General features: G+C 70.0%; 14 protein-coding genes and 1 pseudogene. 9 read left to right on the plus strand and 6 right to left on the minus strand.

The window, feature by feature from the left end:
• Positions 1-1,482, minus strand: a complete 1,482-nt coding sequence (locus E5083_RS07335) for an aldehyde dehydrogenase family protein (protein WP_135784778.1) — start codon at positions 1,480-1,482, stop codon at positions 1-3.
• A gap of 157 nt (positions 1,483-1,639) precedes the next feature.
• On the opposite strand from E5083_RS07335, the gene E5083_RS07340 reads away from it, so the two are divergent.
• The 3 genes from E5083_RS07340 (at position 1,640) to E5083_RS07350 (ending at position 5,461) form a co-directional block, all read left to right on the plus strand.
• Positions 1,640-2,095 carry a MarR family winged helix-turn-helix transcriptional regulator gene (locus E5083_RS07340; protein ID WP_135784779.1) on the plus strand — a complete coding sequence of 152 codons (456 nt, stop codon included), beginning with the start codon at positions 1,640-1,642 and terminating at the stop codon, positions 2,093-2,095.
• On the plus strand, positions 2,092-4,620 hold the full coding sequence (locus E5083_RS07345) for an FUSC family protein (protein ID WP_135784780.1): 2,529 nt from the start codon (positions 2,092-2,094) through the stop codon (positions 4,618-4,620). The genes E5083_RS07340 and E5083_RS07345 overlap by 4 nt, the downstream gene beginning before the upstream one ends.
• A gap of 145 nt (positions 4,621-4,765) precedes the next feature.
• Entirely contained in the window at positions 4,766-5,461 is a 696-nt protein-coding gene (locus E5083_RS07350) for a GntR family transcriptional regulator (RefSeq protein ID WP_135784781.1), read from the plus strand.
• Between the two features lie 275 nt (positions 5,462-5,736).
• On the opposite strand, the gene E5083_RS07355 is transcribed toward E5083_RS07350, so the two are convergent.
• On the minus strand, positions 5,737-6,642 hold the full coding sequence (locus tag E5083_RS07355) for a tyrosine-type recombinase/integrase (protein ID WP_341869864.1): 906 nt from the start codon (positions 6,640-6,642) through the stop codon (positions 5,737-5,739).
• Between the two features lie 220 nt (positions 6,643-6,862).
• Between E5083_RS07355 and E5083_RS07360 the strand changes: the two are divergent.
• The 6 genes and pseudogenes from E5083_RS07360 to E5083_RS07385 form a co-directional block, all read left to right on the plus strand.
• Positions 6,863-7,027: pseudogene (locus E5083_RS07360) on the plus strand (pirin family protein); the annotation flags it as partial.
• Between the two features lie 685 nt (positions 7,028-7,712).
• Positions 7,713-8,693 carry an NAD(P)H-quinone oxidoreductase gene (locus tag E5083_RS07365; protein ID WP_135784782.1) on the plus strand — a complete coding sequence of 327 codons (981 nt, stop codon included), beginning with the start codon at positions 7,713-7,715 and terminating at the stop codon, positions 8,691-8,693.
• A 54-nt stretch (positions 8,694-8,747) separates the two neighbouring features.
• Positions 8,748-9,908, plus strand: a complete 1,161-nt coding sequence (locus E5083_RS07370) for an NAD-dependent formate dehydrogenase (protein ID WP_135784783.1) — start codon at positions 8,748-8,750, stop codon at positions 9,906-9,908.
• A gap of 70 nt (positions 9,909-9,978) precedes the next feature.
• Positions 9,979-10,899: an NADP-dependent oxidoreductase gene (locus E5083_RS07375; RefSeq protein ID WP_135784784.1), complete on the plus strand. Its 921-nt coding sequence runs from the start codon at positions 9,979-9,981 to the stop codon at positions 10,897-10,899.
• Between the two features lie 392 nt (positions 10,900-11,291).
• Positions 11,292-12,644 (plus strand): flavin monoamine oxidase family protein, encoded by a 1,353-nt coding sequence (locus E5083_RS07380; RefSeq protein WP_135784785.1) that lies wholly within the window; start codon positions 11,292-11,294, stop codon positions 12,642-12,644.
• A gap of 8 nt (positions 12,645-12,652) precedes the next feature.
• A complete protein-coding gene (locus tag E5083_RS07385) occupies positions 12,653-14,359 on the plus strand; it encodes an aldehyde dehydrogenase family protein (protein ID WP_135784786.1) in 1,707 nt (568 codons plus the stop codon).
• 87 nt (positions 14,360-14,446) lie between these two features.
• Here the strand turns inward: E5083_RS07385 and E5083_RS07390 are convergent, their stop codons facing one another.
• From E5083_RS07390 to E5083_RS07405, 4 genes are all read right to left on the minus strand, one after another.
• Complete coding sequence (locus E5083_RS07390) at positions 14,447-15,010, minus strand: TetR/AcrR family transcriptional regulator (protein ID WP_167513484.1); 564 nt, start codon at positions 15,008-15,010, stop codon at positions 14,447-14,449.
• Positions 15,011-15,101: 91 nt separating this feature from the next.
• Positions 15,102-15,734: a TetR/AcrR family transcriptional regulator gene (locus E5083_RS07395; protein ID WP_135784788.1), complete on the minus strand. Its 633-nt coding sequence runs from the start codon at positions 15,732-15,734 to the stop codon at positions 15,102-15,104.
• 200 nt (positions 15,735-15,934) lie between these two features.
• Positions 15,935-17,230 (minus strand): flavin monoamine oxidase family protein, encoded by a 1,296-nt coding sequence (locus E5083_RS07400; protein WP_135784789.1) that lies wholly within the window; start codon positions 17,228-17,230, stop codon positions 15,935-15,937.
• A 32-nt stretch (positions 17,231-17,262) separates the two neighbouring features.
• Positions 17,263-17,454 carry a hypothetical protein gene (locus E5083_RS07405; RefSeq protein ID WP_135784790.1) on the minus strand — a complete coding sequence of 64 codons (192 nt, stop codon included), beginning with the start codon at positions 17,452-17,454 and terminating at the stop codon, positions 17,263-17,265.
• Between the last annotated feature and the right edge of the window lie 11 nt (positions 17,455-17,465).

Consider the following 17,465-nt stretch of genomic DNA (forward strand, 5'->3'; position numbering starts at 1 on the left):
TCAGCGGTCGAGCAGCGTGATGACCGACTTGGTCTCCAGGTACTCGTCCAGCCCCTCGGGGCCGTTCTCGCGGCCCCAGCCGGACTGCTTGTAGCCGCCGACGGGCATCTGGACGCCGCCCGCGCGGTGGACGTTGATGCCGATCCGGCCGGTGCGCAGCTTGCGCGCGACGGTGTGGGCGGTGGCGATGTCGCGGGTCCACACGCTTCCGGCCAGGCCGTATTCGGTGTCGTTGGCCATGGCGACCGCCTCGGCCACGTCGGAGAAGGGGATGGCGCCGAGCACCGGGCCGAAGATCTCCTCGCGGATCATCCGCATGGAGGGGTCGGCGTCGGCGACCACGGTGGGCTCGTAGTAGTAGCCCTTGTCGCCGACGCGGGAGCCGCCCGTGACGATGCGGGCGCCTTCCGCGATCCCGCTCTCCACGAATCCGGCGACCCGGTCCAGGTGCCGCTGGGAGATCAGCGGGCCGAGATCGACGCCGGACTCGGTGCCGTAACCGATCTTGAGTGCCGCCGCGTGCTCGGCGACGCCTTGGACGACGTCCTCGTAGATGTCCCGGTGGACGAGGAGACGGGTACCGGAGGTACAGATCTGGCCGGAGTTCCAGAAGATGCCCGCGGCGACACCGGGGATCACCGCGTCCAGGTCGGCATCGGGCAGCACGATCACCGGGGACTTGCCGCCCAGCTCCAGGGAGAGCTTCTTGAGGTTGCCCGCGGCGGCCTGCACGATCTTCTTGCCGACGGCGGTGGAGCCGGTGAAGCTCACCTTGTCGACATCGTCGTGCGAGGCCAGCGCGGCGCCCACCGGTCCGTGGCCGGTGACGACATTGACGACGCCTTCGGGTACGCCCGCCTCCAGCAGCAGGCCGACGAGCGCGAGCACCGACAGGGACGCCTCCTCGGAGGGCTTCACCACACAGGTGCAGCCCGCCGCCAGCGCGGGCGCCAGCTTCATGGAGACACCGATGAGGGGGGCGTTCCAGGACACGATGAGTCCCGCGACGCCGACCGGCTCCTTGTGCGTGATGCCCTGGAGCCTGCGTTCGCCGGGGCCGATCTCCACGGACTGGCCGTGGATCTTGTCGGCCCAGCCCGCGTAGTAGCGGAAGAGGTTGACCGCCTCGCCGAGCATGCCGCGCGCCGCCGGCACGGGCATGCCCACGTCGAGGCTCTCCAGCCGGGCCAGTTCGTCCGCGCGGGCCTCCAGCAGATCGGAGACGCGCCAGAGCACGACCGCCCTCTGCTGGCTGGACATCCCGGTCCAGCGCTCTTCCTCGAAGGCCCGCCGCGCCGCGCGCACGGCCGTGTCGACGTCCGCGGCGTCGCCCTCGGGGATGCGGGTGACCTCATCACCCGTCCCCGGGTCCACCACGGGGAACGTCTGCCCGGACCGGGCCGGGACCCAGGAGCCGTCGATCAGCATCCGCTCGGGCTCCACGAGCGAGCGGGGCACCGCAGCCCCGATCTCGACTGTCATTGCCGTCTCTCCTCTCACCGCACTCACTGCGAGCTCGAACCCGAGCACGAGATACATAATAGCAATATATAAATAGGTTATGCATGTGATCCGAGTCTCGCCCGGCTCGAAGGCGGGCGGGCCGCCTGCTTCCATAGGTTGCCTATATAATTTGCCTATGGACTCGCGGGCGCAGGATCAGCAGCGCATCACGCGGGCCGCGAAAGACCTGATGAGCGGCGTCGGCAGGCTGGGGCGCACGATGTACCGCATCGGTGACTTCGGCGTCCCGCACAGCCACGTCAACGTGCTGACCGCGTTGGAGTCCGGCCCGCTACGGGTCGGTGACCTCACCCTGCCGACCGGGCTCACCCAGCCCAGGGTCACCGTCCTCCTCCAGGAGCTGGAGGAGCGCGGCCTGCTCGAACGCCATCGCTGCACCGAGGACCGGCGCGCGATCCGCGCCCATCTCACGGAGCGCGGCCGCGAACTGCTCCACGAAGCCCGGCTGCGCATCGCGGCGGCCCTGCTCGACGCCCTGGGCACCCCGGCCGACGACGCCGAACGCATGGTCGCCTCGGCTCGAGAGACCGTCCTCACACTCGTCAACGCACTGGAATCCGAGGTTAGTTGAGTACCCATCCCCCGGCGCCGGCCACTGGTCCGGCGCCGTCCGGCGTTGCCTCCGGGCCCCCTGGCCCCTCCGCTCACCCCGAGGCACCGCATGCCAGACTCCTCCCCGGCCGGGTCGGCGGACCGCCGCGCTGGTGGGACTGGGCGCTGGCGCTCGACCCCGGGCTCGGCCGGCTCCAGACCGGCTGGCGCGTCCTGCTGTCGATGATCACTTCCCTGACCGTGGGCTACGGGCTCTCCCGCGCCCTCGGCCTGCCGGCCGTGCTCGGTATGACGGTCGGCGGCGTGCTGGGCCTGGTGAGCGCCTTCCTCATCGCCGAGAACACCCGCGGCAGGCTGGCAAGGGCGCTGCTCTGGCTGCCGGTGCCGTTCTCCGCCGCGCTGCCGGTGAGTGCCGCCGTACGGCCGTACCGGGTGGCATCCATGTGTCTGCTCGTCGTCGGCCTGGTCCTGGTGATGGTGTTGGCGCGCTTCGGCCCGCTGGGGCTGCTCTCCGGGACGCTGATCTTCGTCGCGCTGCTGGTCGGGGAGATGATCCCGCTGCCGCTGGCGCAATGCGGCGACCTCTTCGGCGTAGCGGTCGGGACGGCGGTGGCCCTGCTGGCCGCCCGACTGCTGCTGTGCCCTCCGACGCCACGCGAGGATCTGCTACGCACCCAGCGGGCGTTCGTCGTCGAGGCGCGCCGCATCACCGGAGCGGCGGCCACCGCGCTGGAACCGGGCGCGGGACGGGCCGCCGCGCTCCGCCGGGTGCACCGGGCGCTGCGCGGACTCAACACCACCACACTGATCATCGACGGCCGGCTCGCACAGCCCGAGCTGGCGGCCGACCCGGAGGCGGCCGAACTGCTCCACCAGTACCTCTTCGACGCCGAACTCGCCCTGCACGGCATCGGCGAGGCCGTGACCGCGCTCGCCCGGCACGAGGTGCCGGACCCGCTGCGCCGGGCACTCGTCGAGGGGCTGGTCATCGCCCGCGACACACCGCTGGGGCGGGCCGACGCGCTGCGGCCGGTGGCCGTCCGCATCCGCGACCGGGTGGCGGACACGCCGGGCCTCACGGCGCAGGACGACGCGGTACGTGCACTGGCGCGACGGATCGGCGATCTGCTGGACGCGCTCGCCGACTCCCTCGCCTCCTGGCTGCGGCTCGGCCGGCGCACCTCCACCTCGGGCGCGTCGGTGCCGTTCCAGCCCACGGTCGTGCTGGAGAACGGACGTCCCGCAGGGACGGGTCCGGCCACCCAGCGGGTGGTGACCGCGCACGGCGGACGTGGGCTCCGCCGGATCGTCCCGGCGCTTCGGGCCCCGCTCCAGGCCGCGACGGCGGGCGCGATCACCCTGCCGATCGCCGTCGCCGTCAATCCGGGCCGCCACTACTGGGGCCTGGTCGGCGTGATGGTCGCCCTGCTCGGCACCAACACCACCCGCGAACGGCTGCGCAAGCTCGGCGACCGGGCGGCCGGCACCGTCGTCGGCGGCGTCCTCGGCGTCGCCCTGCTCAGGCTGATCGGTCCCGGCCACGTCCTGTGGACACTGCTGGTCATCGTGGCCGGCCTGTCCATCGGCGCGGCCTGCATGCAGCGCCGGTACGCCTACCTGGTCGTCGGCCTGGTGGCCGCGCTGGTGCAGGTGTACGGGCTCTTCACCCCATACGACGCCATGGAACGACTGCTCGTGGACCGGCTGGCCGACAATGTGCTGGGCATGCTGGTGGCCACCGTCTGTTGTCTGTTGATCCTGCCGGTCCCCACCCGGAAGGTCACGCGCGAGGCGGTGCACGGCTATCTGTCCGCCGTGGAGGAGCTGCTCGACGGACTCGCCGAGCGCTGGCGCGACCCCACGGCAGCGGTCAGGCCGCGAGGCGCGGCCCGCGCGGTGGAGGCCGCGCTGCACCAGGTCGACAGCGCCTACCGGCCGCTGGTCCGGATGCCGCGCGGGACGCGTGGCCGGTCCGCCGACACCGTACTGGGACTGCTCGGCACGGCGACGCGGCACGCCCGTTCACTGGCCGTGGCCCCGAGCCCGGCGTACGGCACCGGGCGGATCATGGAGGTGTTGACCTCCTCCCTGCGCGCCTTGGACCACCGGGTCACCACCGGCGAGCACGGCGGTACCTGGACCCGGGTCGGCCCGCTGGTCTCCGCACTGCGCCCGGCCGGCCACGCGCGCCCGGACCGGGCACTGTGCGAACTCGCTTCCCTGGACCAGGCGTTGGCCGCGTTCGCCCAGGAGAAGGGCATGACGGTGGTGGACGCGGTGGGTCCGGACACCCTGGTGACCGTTCGGGGCGCCGTACGGTGCCCTGAGCACGACGACTGCGAGGTGTCGGTCACCGTGCTGGACGACCGGGGCACCCGGCGGGCGCAGGTGCGCTCGGCCGACGGTGGCTACACCGTAACCGGGCTGCCCCGGGGTGCGTACACGCTGATCGTGTCCTCCCCGGCGCACCCGCCCCGCGCGCAGAGCCTGCTGATCCGCCGCAGCGGACACGACGTGCGCCACGACATCACGGTCACGGGCTGAACGCCGTCAGGGAATAGGAGCACAGGTCGGCCGGGCCGAAGCGGGCCTCGGCCGGTCGGCCACGACTATATGATGCGTACTATTCCCGGTTCGGCCGGCCGGTGGAGCCCGCGGAGCCGAACACACGACGGCGAACGAGGTATCGATGACCCGCGACCGCGACTCCAGGCGGCAGCAGCTCCCCGAGGAAGTGGCCAGCTACGTCCGGGAGAAGATCATCTCCGGCGAGGTCCGCCCCGGAGACTTCCTGCGCATGGAGCCCATCGCCGAAGCGGTCGGCGTCAGCAACACCCCCGTACGGGAGGGCCTCCTCGCCCTGAGCAGCGAGGGGTTCATCGAACTCATCCCCCGCCGAGGCTTCGTCGTCGCCCCCTTCACCCAGCAGGACGTACGGGACCTGTTCTGGGTCCAGGCACAGCTCGGCGGCGAGCTGGCGGCCCGCGCGGCGAAGAACATCACCCCCGAGCAGCTCGACGGACTCGAGGCGATCGTCAAGCAGCAGGAGAAGGCCATCGCGGCGGACGACGAGGAAGGCATGGTCGAGTACGGCCATGCCTTCCACCGTCAGATCAACCTCGCCGCGGACTCGCACCGCCTGTCCCTGCTCCTGCGCTCGGTGGTGAAGCAGCTCCCCAACCGCTTCTACCTCTCGATCGAGGGCCGGGCGGCCGCCACCCGCGAGGAACACCCGCTCATCCTCGAAGCTCTCCGCAGGCGCAGTTCCCGCATGGCCCGCTCCCTCATGGAACAGCACACCCTCGACAGCGCCGACCACCTGATCGAGACCCTCGAGGAACGCGGCGTCTGGAAGCGGGACGAGGAGGGCGAAGCGGCGTCCTGAGCGACGCGGACCATCTGCTGCGGCTCCACCAAATCCTACAGTCGCCGCGACGCTTGAGGTGTTGTGCAGCGCGACCTGGAGGAACGGCAATGCCCGCGTGGGTCTACCGTGACGCACCCAAACTTGGCCTGACACCCTACAAGTTCGGGCACGGCCACAGCTCCAAACTGCAATTCAAGATCTCAGAAGTACAGGCTTGGGCCCAGCAGCAGAGGCTCGGCTGAAGCCCAATCCGCCGGGTCCTGAGCGCGAAAGCGCCCAGGACCCTCTGCGTATCAGGCAGCAAGTGCCATATCCAGCACTTCAGCGGCCCTACCAATCGATCCAGGCATGAGATGCCGGTAGGTCTTGAACGTGATGTCGAGGCTTTTGTGACCCATCCATTCGGCGACGTCCGTGATCGGGATGCCGTTGCTCAGGCAGTTCGATGCGAAGAAGTGACGGTTGCCGTAGAGAACCATCCCTGCCGGGATGTCCACCTCACCGGCGGCCCGGATTCGCTTCCACTGGTTGTCCATCGCCCAGTGCGGATACGGCTTGCTTGAATCAGTGGGCTGACGCAGGAGATAGCCGTCGAACGTTCCGTGCTTCTCGGCGTACCACTCGATCGTCTCCCTGATCCGAGCGGGCAGGGGCACATCGCGATACTCCCCCACCTTGCGATGCTTGAGCGGTCCGTAGCTCCTGGTCGACAGGATGACCTGTTCGCTGACCCGGTAGACGTCGTCGGCCACGAGGTTGTCGAGGTTCACCGCGGCCGCCTCGCCATTGCGCAGGCCGCAGCCGCTCATCAGGTCGACCATCAGCATGAAGGCGTCGTCCCCAGCCGTGCGTATCGCGCGGAGTTGATCGAGGGACGGGATGACGGCCCGCGCCGGGTCGTACTGCGGTGGCTTGACCCCTAGCAAGGGGTTGTCGGCGTAAATCCCCAGCCGGTGGGCGTCCAGGAGAATCGCGCGAAGCTTGTCGAAGGCGTTGGCCTGGGTCGCCAGCCCGGTCTTCAGCCGCTCCATGGTGCGGATGAAGTGGTCCACCACCTTGTGGTCGAAGGAGTTCATCCGCCGACTGCCGAGGGTCGGGTTGAGGTGGTGCTCCAAGAGCGAGTCCAGGTGCCGCACCGAGGCGACCGCTAGGTGCCGTTGGCCAGCCTTCCACTCCTCGGCGTACTCCTCGAAGCGCATCGTCCCGTACTTCTGGATGCGCTACCGGATTTTGTACTCGTGCGGGCACTTCGACCAACGAGACTCGGCGTGCTCGCAGTCCTTGAAGAAGGTGCCCATGCCGCGGGCGAGTTTCCGTACTGCCATGCTCTGCTGACTCCTCGGCGTCCGATGCTGACCTTTGCTGACGCCCGAGGGTCCGCGATACCTCTGACCTGGGATAAACCGCCGATCACGTGGTATGTGGTGGAACTTTGTGGGGCGTACGCAGGAGGACATCAGCCGGGCCCGGGAGGACTGGATGAAGGGTTCGCGATTTGGGGAGGTGAAGGGGTACGACGGGGACCGGCTGCTCGCACCTGAACTGCCGCCGGTGGCCCTGAAACCACGGGGGCGGGTGCGCTGAACCGGCGGCTCCTGCAAGGTGTGACGCAGATGCCCGGTCAGCCGGCCGGCATGCCCCGCAGAACCGTATCCACGATGAGGGCGGCGTCGACCGTTCCCAGTGGTTCGTCGCTCCTGAGGGCTCGGGCATGGAGAGGTCCGACGATCATCTCGAAGATCACGCGTGAGTCCGAACTCCGAAGATCTTCTTCGTCGGCGCCACCGGCTACATCGGCTCGGTGGTCGCGGAGCGCCTGCGGGCGGACGGCCACGTACGGTCGACTTCTGGCTCAACTGCCGCGCCTCTGCCGACAAGGCCCGTACGGAGCTGGGCTGGCGGCCCGGCAGGCCCGGCGTGCTCGACACCCTCGCGCAGCTCCCCCAACCGCTCGATCTCGGGACCGCCTACCCCGAGCCCAAGCGCCAGACGGCGGCCTCCAACGTCTCGTTCCGGAGACCAGGGCGCCGTTCATCGCGCCGATGGCGGCGAGGGCCCCGTAGGCCACGTGCCCGGCGGCGAGGCCGATCGCGAGGGGCAGTGCCATGGCGACGGCGGCCCACGAGGCCGCCGCCCGGTTGACGGGCGGCGCGACCTGGGGGCGGAGATTACTTGTTGGACATAAGCGGACATTATCCGGCAAGACACAAGATACCGAGTCCCGTGGAGCTACCGGGGAGCGGGCGCGCCCGGAGGTAGCGTCCCGGCCATGCACGCGATCACGATGTCCGGACCCGGTGGTCCCGAGAAGCTGAACTGGACCGAGGTCCCCGATCCGGTGCCCGGCGAGGGCGAGGTCCTCGTCGAGGTGGCGGCCGCCGGCGTCAACCGCGCCGACATCATGCAGCGCCAGGGCGCCTACGACCCGCCACCCGGCGCCTCCCCCTACCTCGGCCTGGAGTGCTCCGGCACCATCGCCGCGCTCGGCCCCGGTGTCTCCGGCTGGTCGGTCGGCGACGAGGTGTGCGCCCTGCTCACCGGTGGCGGATACGCCGAGAAGGTCGCCGTACCGGCCGGGCAACTGCTCCCCGTGCCCAAGGGGATCACCCTGGTCCAGGCCGCCGCGCTGCCCGAGGTGACGTGCACGGTGTGGTCGAACGTCTTCATGGTCGCCCGGCTGCGCGCCGGGGAAGTGCTCCTGGTGCAGGGCGGCTCCGGCGGCATCGGCACGATGGCGATCCAGGTGGCCAGGGCCCTCGGCGCCCGCGTCGCGGTGACCGCCGGCTCGAAGGCGAAGCTGGACTTCTGCGCCGGACTGGGCGCCGAGATCCTGATCGACTACCACACCCAGGACTTCGTCACCGAGATCAAGCGGGCCACCGACGGCAAGGGCGCGGACGTCATCCTCGACAACATGGGCGGCGGCGACTACCTGGACCGCAACGTCGCGGCCCTGGCCGTCGACGGGCGCCTCGCGATCATCGGCCTCCAAGCCGGTACCAAGGGCGAACTGAACATCGCCGCCCTGCTGGTCAAGGAGGGAACCGTCACCGCGACCTCGCTGCGCTCCCGGCCGCTGAAGGAGAAGGCCGCCATCGTCGCCGGGGTACGCGAGCACCTCTGGCCGCTGATCGCCGAGGGCAAGGTCCGGCCCGTCATCGACGCCGAACTGCCCATGCGCGACGCCGCCCAGGCGCAACGGACCATGGACGAAAGCCACATCGGCAAGGTGCTGCTCACCACGCGGTAGGCCCAAGGCCCCCCATCCCCCCTGAGTCACCCTCCTGAAGCGAAGGGTTTGCAGATGTCGACGGTTCTGTGCGTGCTCTATCCCGACCCGCAGTCCGGCTATCCCCCGGTCTACGCACGTGACGAGATCCCGGACGTGCCCTGGTACCTGAACGGCCGCCAGGCTCCCCGCCCCCAGGGCCCTCTCGGCTTCAAGCCGGGTGAGCTGGTGGGCTGCGTCTCGGGCGAGCTGGGCCTGCGGGACTACGTCGAGGGGCTCGGTCACCGGTTCATCGTGACGAGCGACAAGGACGGCGAGCAGTCCGAGTTCGAGAAGTACCTGCCCGAGGCCGAGGTCGTCATCTCGCAGCCGTTCTGGCCCGCGTATCTGACCAAGGAGCGCATCGCCAAGGCGCCCAACCTGAAACTGGCGCTCACCGCGGGCATCGGCTCCGACCACGTCGACCTGAAGGCAGCCGCCGAGGCGCACATCACCGTCGCCGAGGTCACTGGCTCGAACAGCGTCAGCGTGGCCGAGCACACCGTCATGATGGTGCTCTCGCAGGTCCGCAACTACCTTCCCGCACACGGCATCTCGACCAACGGCGTGTGGAACATCGCGGACTGCGTGGAACGCGGCTACGACGTCCAGGGGATGAAGTACGGCGCCGTCGGGGCCGGCCGGATCGGCCTGGCGGTGCTGCAGCGGCTCAAGCCCTTCGGCATGGAGTTGCACTACCACCAGCGCCACCCGCTGGACGCGGAGACCGAGAAGGAACTCGGGCTGACCTACCACCCCGACCTGGAGTCGATGATCCGCGACATCGACGTCGTCAGCCTGCAGATCCCCCTGTACCCGTCCACCGAGAACATGCTGAACACCGAGGCGTTCAACATGATGAAGCGCGGGACCTACGTCATCAACTGTGGGCGCGCCAAGCTGGTCGACCGGGACGCGGTCGTGGACGCCCTGCGGTCCGGGCAGATCGCCGGCTACGCCGGGGACGTCTGGTTCCCCGAGCCCGCGCCGCTCGACCACCCCTGGCGCACCATGCCGTTCAACGGCATGACACCCCACATCTCCGGTACGACACTCTCCGCGCAGGCCCGCTACGCCGCCGGCACCCTCGACATCCTGCAGTGCTACTTCGAGCGCCGCCCCGTGTGCGAGGAGTACCTGGTCGTGGACGGCGGGAACCTCGCGGGCGTGGGCGCCCAGTCCTACGAGTTGGGCTGATCAGCCGCCGCGCGCGAGAGAGCGTCGTGCGCGGGCGGGATGGACTCGGCCGTGAGCCGTTGGAGGAATCATGAAGGCAGTCACCGTCGCCGCCTCAGGCGCCGCACCCAGGGTGAGCGAGCAGCCGGAGCCCAAGGTCGGGCCGGACTCCGTCCTGGTCCGTGTCAGGACCGCCGGGGTGAACCCGGTGGACTGGAAAGTCGCGGCAGGCCGCCTCGACCCGATCCTGTACGTCTACCTGCCGTTGATTCCCGGCTGGGACGTGGCGGGGGTCGTGGAGAAGGTCGGCCCTGCCGTGACGGAGTTCGCGCCCGGGGACGAGGTGATCGCCTACGCCCGGACGGACACCGCGCAGCACGGTACGTACGCCGAACTGGTGCCGGCGCCCGTCCGTTCGGTGGCCCGCAAGCCCGCCTCTCTCACCTGGGGGCAGGCGGGCGGACTCCCACTGGCCGGGCTGACCGCCCTCCAGTCGCTGCAGGCCGCCGAGGTCACGAAGGGCGACACCGTCCTGGTGAACAACGCGGCGGGCGGCGTCGGTACCTTCGCCGTCCAGATCGCGGTGGCCGAGGGGGCCCGCGTGATCGGCACCGCGAGCGAGGCCAAGGCGGACTTCCTGCGCTCGCTGGGGGCAGAGCACGTGGCCTACGGAGAAGGGCTCGTCCAGCGGGTGCGCGCCCTGGCCCCCGAAGGCGTGGACGCGTCCCTCGACTTCTACGGGGGCGAGGCGACCACCGCGTCCCTGGAGGTGACCAAGTCGCCCTCCCGTGTCGTGTCGATCGCCGACCCCGCCATCCGGGAGAAGGGCGGCATCTACGTCTTCGCCCGCCCCGACCACGCCGGCCTGACCAAGCTGGGCGACCTCGCGGACGCCGGGAAGCTGACGGTCCACGTCGAGCGGGAACTGCCGCTGGCCGAGGTCGCCGAGGCATGGCGGCTCAGCCAGGAGGGACACGCGACGGGGAAGATCGTCCTCCGGGTCTCCTCCTGACGCAGGGTGCGGTCGGCCGGTGCGCGCGTTCACCGAGCCGGCAGCACCACGCCGGTCAGCTATTACCGAGAGGCTGTGCGCGACGATCACGGGGCCCCTGACCAGCGAGCCGACGGGGATACGCCGGCCTCGGGGCCGGTGACGAGGACGCAGAGACCGTCTGCGCTGCCCACGCTGGTCGCCGGGATCGGGCGGGCACCATCGATATTCGGCGCCGGAGATCATTAGTCGTACGGTCGTCCGAGTAACGTAGGGATGACGTCAATCCGGCGCAATAGCCCGGGCACCACCATTCCAAGCTGACTCACAAGCCTTGTTGGCGAGACCGTCGATAGCTATTCTGCAGCGGTCCGGACTAAGTCGTACAGCCGACCAACTTTGGGGATGCGTACATGACGAACTTCGACGTCGTGGTGATCGGGGCCGGTCTCGCGGGGCTCACCGCCGCCAGGGAGGTCCGTGCCGCAGGGCGCAGCGTGGTGGTGCTGGAGGCCCGGGACCGCGTGGCAGGCCGCAACTTCGGCGGCAATCTGGCGGACGGCACACCCGTCGAGATGGGCGGTCAGTGGATAGGCAGGACGCAGACCGAGGTCCTGAAGCTGGTCGACGAGCTGGGTCTCAAGACGTTCCCCACCTACGCCGACGGCGCGGCCGTGACGTTGTACAACGGCGTGCTGACCCGGTACGCCGATCCGAGCTTCGGTCTCTCCGACGAGGGCGCGATGGAGGTCGGGCGGCTGCAGCAGGAGCTCGAGGCGCTCGCCGACACCGTCTCGCTCTCCGCGCCGTGGGCCTCGCCGTCCGCGCTGGAACTCGACCGGCAGACCCTGGGCGAATGGCTGCGCGCCAACAGCGCGAAGGACGAGGCCATGGCCTTCTGGGGCGCGATCGTCCCCGCGCTGTTCTCCGCCGAACCGACGGAGATGTCGCTGCTGCACTTCCTCTTCTACATCAAGTCCGGCGGCATGCTGGACAACTTGGTCTCCACCACCGGCGGAGCGCAGGAGCTGCGGGTCGTCGGCGGGGCCCACCGGATCTCCGAGCGGCTGGCCGAGGAACTGGGCGAGACCGTCCGGCTGAACTGCCCGGTCAGGAAGATCTCCCACGACGACAGCGGAGTACGGGTCGGCTTCGACGGCGGCGAGGTCACCGCCCGTCGAGTCGTCGTGGCGATCCCGCCCGCGCTCGCCGGACGGCTCGCCTACGAGCCGGCGCTGCCCGGCGCCCGCGACGGCCTCACCCAGCAGATGCCGATGGGTTCGGTCATCAAGGTGCAGGTCGCGTATCCGACGCCGTTCTGGCGGGACGCGGGGCTGAGCGGCTTCGGGTTCAGCCTGGACGACGAGCTGAGCGTCACCATGGACAACTCGCCGCCGGACGGCGCGTGCGGTGTCGTCGTGGGCTTCTTCGAGGGCGCCCATGCCCGCAGCGCCGCCGGCCTGTCGCCGCAGGAGCGCCGCGCCTCGGCGGTGGCCACGCTGGTGAAGATGTTCGGGCCCGAGGCCCGGAACCCGGTCGACTACGCCGAGCAGAACTGGATGGAGGAGGAATACACCCGCGGCTGTTACGGCGGCCGGCTGGGGGCCGGTGTGTGGACGCAGTACGGTGCCGCGCTCGCCGAGCCGGTCGGGCGCGTCCACTGGGCCGGCGCGGAGACCTCCGACGTGTGGAACGGCTACATGGACGGGGCCGTCCGCTCCGGCCACCGGGCCGCCGCCGAGGTGCTCGGCCGTCTGGAAGCGTGAGTACCTCCATGAACACTGTGCATGACGAGTCCACGTCGCTCGACACGCTGGTCGAGGAGCTCCGCCGCGGCGAGGAGACCTGGGCCGCGATGTCCCTGTCCGCGCGCCGCGACCTGCTCACGGCGCTGTCGGAAGCGGTACGGGAACACGCCCGGGAGTGGGTCGACGCCGCCTGCGCCATCAAGCGGCTGGACCCCGGCTCCCACCTGGCCGGCGAGGAGTGGATCAGCGGGCCCTACGCCCTGCTGGGCGGCATCGGAGCCCTCTCCGAGACGCTCGCCGCGCTCGAGGCCGGGCGCAGTCCGCTCGACGGCACCCGCCTCTCGAAGGCTCCCGGCAACCGTGTCGCGGTCCAGGTACTCCCCCACAACCTCTTCGACCGGCTTCTGCTCAACGGATTCCGCGCCGAGGTGTGGACCGAGCCGGGCGTGACGGCCGAGCGGCTCAGGGAGACCGCGGGTCTCGGCCAGCGGACGCCGAGGGAAACCGGGGGCGTCGGTCTCGTCCTCGGCGCGGGCAACATCCTCTCGATCGCACCGCTGGACACCCTCTACGAACTCTTCGCCCACAACCGGGTCGTCCTGCTCAAGCTGAACCCGGTCACGGACCCGCTGTTGCCGGTGCTGACCAAGGTGTTCGCCCGGTTCGTCGAGCTGGGTCTCGTACGGATCGTCACCGGTGGCGTCGAGCTGGGGTCGGCGGCGGTCGCACACCCGGGCATCGCGCACGTGCACATCACCGGCAGCGTCACGTCCCACGACGCCATCGTGTTCGGCCCCGGCGAGGAGGGCCGGGAACGGCAGGCCCGCGACGAGGCACGGCTGGACAAGCCGATCAGCAGCGAACTGGGCGGCGTCTCACCGACGATCGTGGTTCCCGGGAAGTGGTCGAAGCGCGACCTCGCCTTCCAGGCGGAGCACATCGTGACCCAGAAGCTCCACAACAACGGGTACAACTGCATCGCGTCGCAGGTGCTCGTGCTGAGCGAAGACTGGCCGCAGAAGGACGAGTTCCTCCTGGCCCTGCGCGGGGCGTTCGCCGCCGCGACCGCGCGGCCCGCCTACTACCCCGGCAGCGACGACCGGTGCCGGGCCGCCGTGAACGACCACCCCGGCACCGCCGAACAGATCGCGGACGGCTCTCGCGTACTTCTGACGGTCCCCGCCGACGGGGACATCGCCTTCACCGAGGAGTACTTCGCCCCCGTCCTGGCCGTCACCGCTCTCCCGGGCCAGGGGCAGGAGTTCCTCGAGCGCGCCGCGGCCTTCGTCAACGAACGGCTCTCGGGGACCCTGGGCGCGAACGTCGTGGCGCACCCCCGGACCATCCGGGGACTGGGAGACGGCTTCACCCGTTTCGTCGCCCGCCTGCGCTACGGCACGGTCGCCGTCAACGCGTGGACCGGGGTCGGCTACCTGACGGCCCGCGCCACCTGGGGCGCGTTCCCCGGTCACACCCTTCAGGACGCACAGAGCGGCATCGGGATCGTCCACAACGGACTCCTCCTCGGCGGAACCGAACGGACCGTCGTGCGTGGGCCGTTCCGGCCCTTTCCGCGTTCGGTGCTCACCGGCCGGTTCACCCTGTCGCCTCGGCCTCCGTGGTTCGTCACCAACCGCACCGCTGCCGTCACAGGAAGCCGGCTCACCGCCTTCGCGGGCCGCCCCGGCTGGGCGAAGCTGCCCGGCATCTTCGCCTCCGCGCTGCGTGGCTGAGCCGACGAGACCAGGGCGCCGAGCTGCGGCACCGCGACCTGGGCCCTGCTGGCGCGAGCTGCGTCGACGCCGTCCGCGGAGCGCTGTTCAGATGCTCAGGGTGGCCCAGACGGCGTCGAGCAGCCAGGTGCGCCGTTCCGGGGTCCAGGCTTGGCCGGCGTCGAACCCGGAGACGACGATCCCGTCCACGAACAAGCTGATCAGATCCGTCTCCCTCGCGGGGTCGGCCGATCCCGCCTCACGGAGCAGTTCCTCGATCTGTCGGGTCCACCACCGGTTGAACCGGTCGAGTTCCTCTCTCAGGGTCGGCTGCCCGGCCGCGCTCAGGACGAGGGCGAGCCAGAACCGATGAGTGCGTTCGCTGGGGCTCAGCACCGCCCACTCCACCACCGCGCGCAGGGCAGCCCTGCCGTCGAGATCGCGAGCCGCCGCTTCGGCTTCGGCGCGGCGGCTGTCGAGTTCCCTCCGAACGGCGTTGCAGAGCAGCTCTTCCCTGCTGCCCACGTAGTGGGTCACGACCGATGTCGAGGCTCCGACCCGCTTGGCGACGGCACGGATCGTCACAGCGTCGAAGCCCGCGTCGGCGGCGATGGCGATCACGGCGTCCTCGACGGCCGCGAGTCTGACGGCATGATCTACCTGTCGGGGCATGCGGTCAGCATAACCGGCTTGTCCGGTCGGCAACTGGTCGGTCGTCCGACTTAGAGAGCCACATCCATCCGTGAGCAATGGCGCTGATTCGTCAGACGGAGCGGACCGGCCGGCCGGCCGCGACGGGCCGGGGGTCCGCGAGCAGGACGACCATGTCGAGCGCGTGCTTGAGGTCGCGGCGCGCACGGTCGGCATCGGGATTCGCGACGTACTGCAGGATGAGCCCGTCCACGAGGGCCAGAGTGAGGCGGCCGAGGGCGTCGAACCCGATGGCGCACCGCTCCCCCGCGGCTTGCGCCGCCTGCTCGGAGAACTCGGTGACGAGGGAGACGTACCGCTCGTACTGCGTCCGGGCCAGACCGGCGGTCCCCTCCGCGCGCAAGGAGTACGTGGTCAGCTCGTACTGCATGATCTGAAGGCCGATGCCGCCTTCCACCAGCCTGCTCCAGAAGGTGGTGATGCCCTGCCTGAAGGCGTGCTCCACCCCCCGGTCGAGCGCCATGTCGGCGCGCAGCGCGGACGAGATGTCCTGAATGACTTTGGCCATGACCGCGCGGAGCAACTGGTCTTTGGCCGGGAAGACGTAGTGCAGCGTGCCCAGAGGAATGCCCGCCTCGGTCGCGACGGCCCGCAGGGTCATGGCCGGCACGCCCACGGAACTCAGTACTCGCACGGCCGCCGCGACGATCTGCTCCTCGCGTTCCGCTGCCCTGACGTAGGTCACCTGCTCCACTCCTCGGTCGGTTCGTCGAGTTTCGCACACCTTCCGCGCACGACGCCGGGCTTGCCCGCGTCGGGAGTCGGGCGCGCGACCGACATGGCTCCGTAGGGGGAGGGGGCACGGGACGAGCGCGGCGCTCCGCGTGCCGCACCCGTACCGCTGTTCGCCCGACGGCCGAGAGCCGCCCTTGGCGGTCCGTCCGGTCACAGAGCCGCCAGCACCTCCTCGGCGACGCGTTCCCCGGAGAGCGCCGCCCCTTCGAAGTACCCGCTGTACCGGGAGGAGGTCTCCGTACCGGCCCAGTGGACACGACCGACCGGCTGCGCGCCGGCCTTCCGGATGCTCTCGAGAGAGCCGGGACGGGGCCAGGCCATGTAACCGCCCAGCACGTACTCGTCCTGGTGCCAGGACTTCTCGTGGAAGCTCATCGGATGACGGGCCGGCTCACCGAAATGCCGGGCCAGTTCGGCCAGGACCGCGGCACGGCGCGCCTCCTCGGTCAGGGCGTCCAGGTCGCGGGCACCCTGACCCGGCACCAGAACACACAGGTGCCCCCGGCCGCCGGGCGGCGACACGTCGAAGGCGGAAGGGACCGGTCCGTCCAGGGCGAAGAGCTCGCCGCTGTATCCGTCAGCCCGCCAGAACGGCGTGTCGTAAACGATGACGGCCTTGTAGACCGTGCCCATGAACGTGTCCCTCTGCACCAGCTCACGCGACTCGGGGAGTGCGGGCCGATGGACTATCGCCTTCGCCGCAGGAGGCGCGGTCGTGACGATGACCCGGCGGGCGTACGTCTCTGTGTCCGGGGTCTTCACCAGCACACAGCCTCCATCGCGGGCGATGGCGACCACCGGCTGGTCCAGCCGGATCACCGGCGCGAGCTCGGCGGCGATCGCCTCGGCGAGGCCACCGGCCCCTCCGGTCAGCAGGGCCTCCTGGGCTCCCCCTTCGACACCGAACATCTCGCGGAGACCTCCGGCGCTCCTGATCCCCTCGGCCACGGCCCGGACGGAGATCAACTCTGGGTCGGTGGCGGTGACTTCACCCATCACCACTTCCAGGAGCCGACGCGCCCGCCGGGGTTCGACCTTCTCGAGCCACGTGGCGAGGGTCTGGTCGTCACGGGCGCCCAGCCCGAACCGCTCCGCCGCAGCGAGCCGCATGAACGCGGCACCGACGGCGACACCGGTCGCCGAGAACAACGACACGTCACGGCCCCGGTGACGGATCAGGGTCTTGCCGTCGGTGTGCGTGGGAAACAGCGAGACCCCGAACTCCTCCGCCAGGGCGCGCATCCTCACATGATCGTGTCCGATCCACTGACCCCCGAGATCCACGGCCGTACCGGCCGCCGAGGTCACCGTCATCGCCCGGCCCCCGACCCGTCCGGCCGCTTCGAGCACCCGAACCGTGAGCCCGCTGTCCAGCAAGTTGCGGGCTGCGACGAGGCCCGCATATCCCGCGCCGACTACGACGACATCCACATCGACATCACTCATGACCGTCCCCTTCTGCAACAGGCGTTGTGTAACTAGTGTTGCACGAGTCGCTCACCTTCGTACCGACGGAAGAACGCCTCCAGCTTCGGCGTGAGGAGATCTTCCAGATATTCGACGGTCTTGGGGTAGGCGAACTTCAGGAGGGAGCGGAGCATGAACTTGGGCGGCTTCTTCATAGCGCGGGGCATTGAAATGCTCGAACCGGTGAACTGCTTGGAGGACATTCAGGTTTCCT

The organism is Streptomyces bauhiniae, from assembly GCF_004784475.1.
GTDB classification, from domain to species: Bacteria; Actinomycetota; Actinomycetes; order Streptomycetales; family Streptomycetaceae; genus Streptomyces; species Streptomyces seoulensis.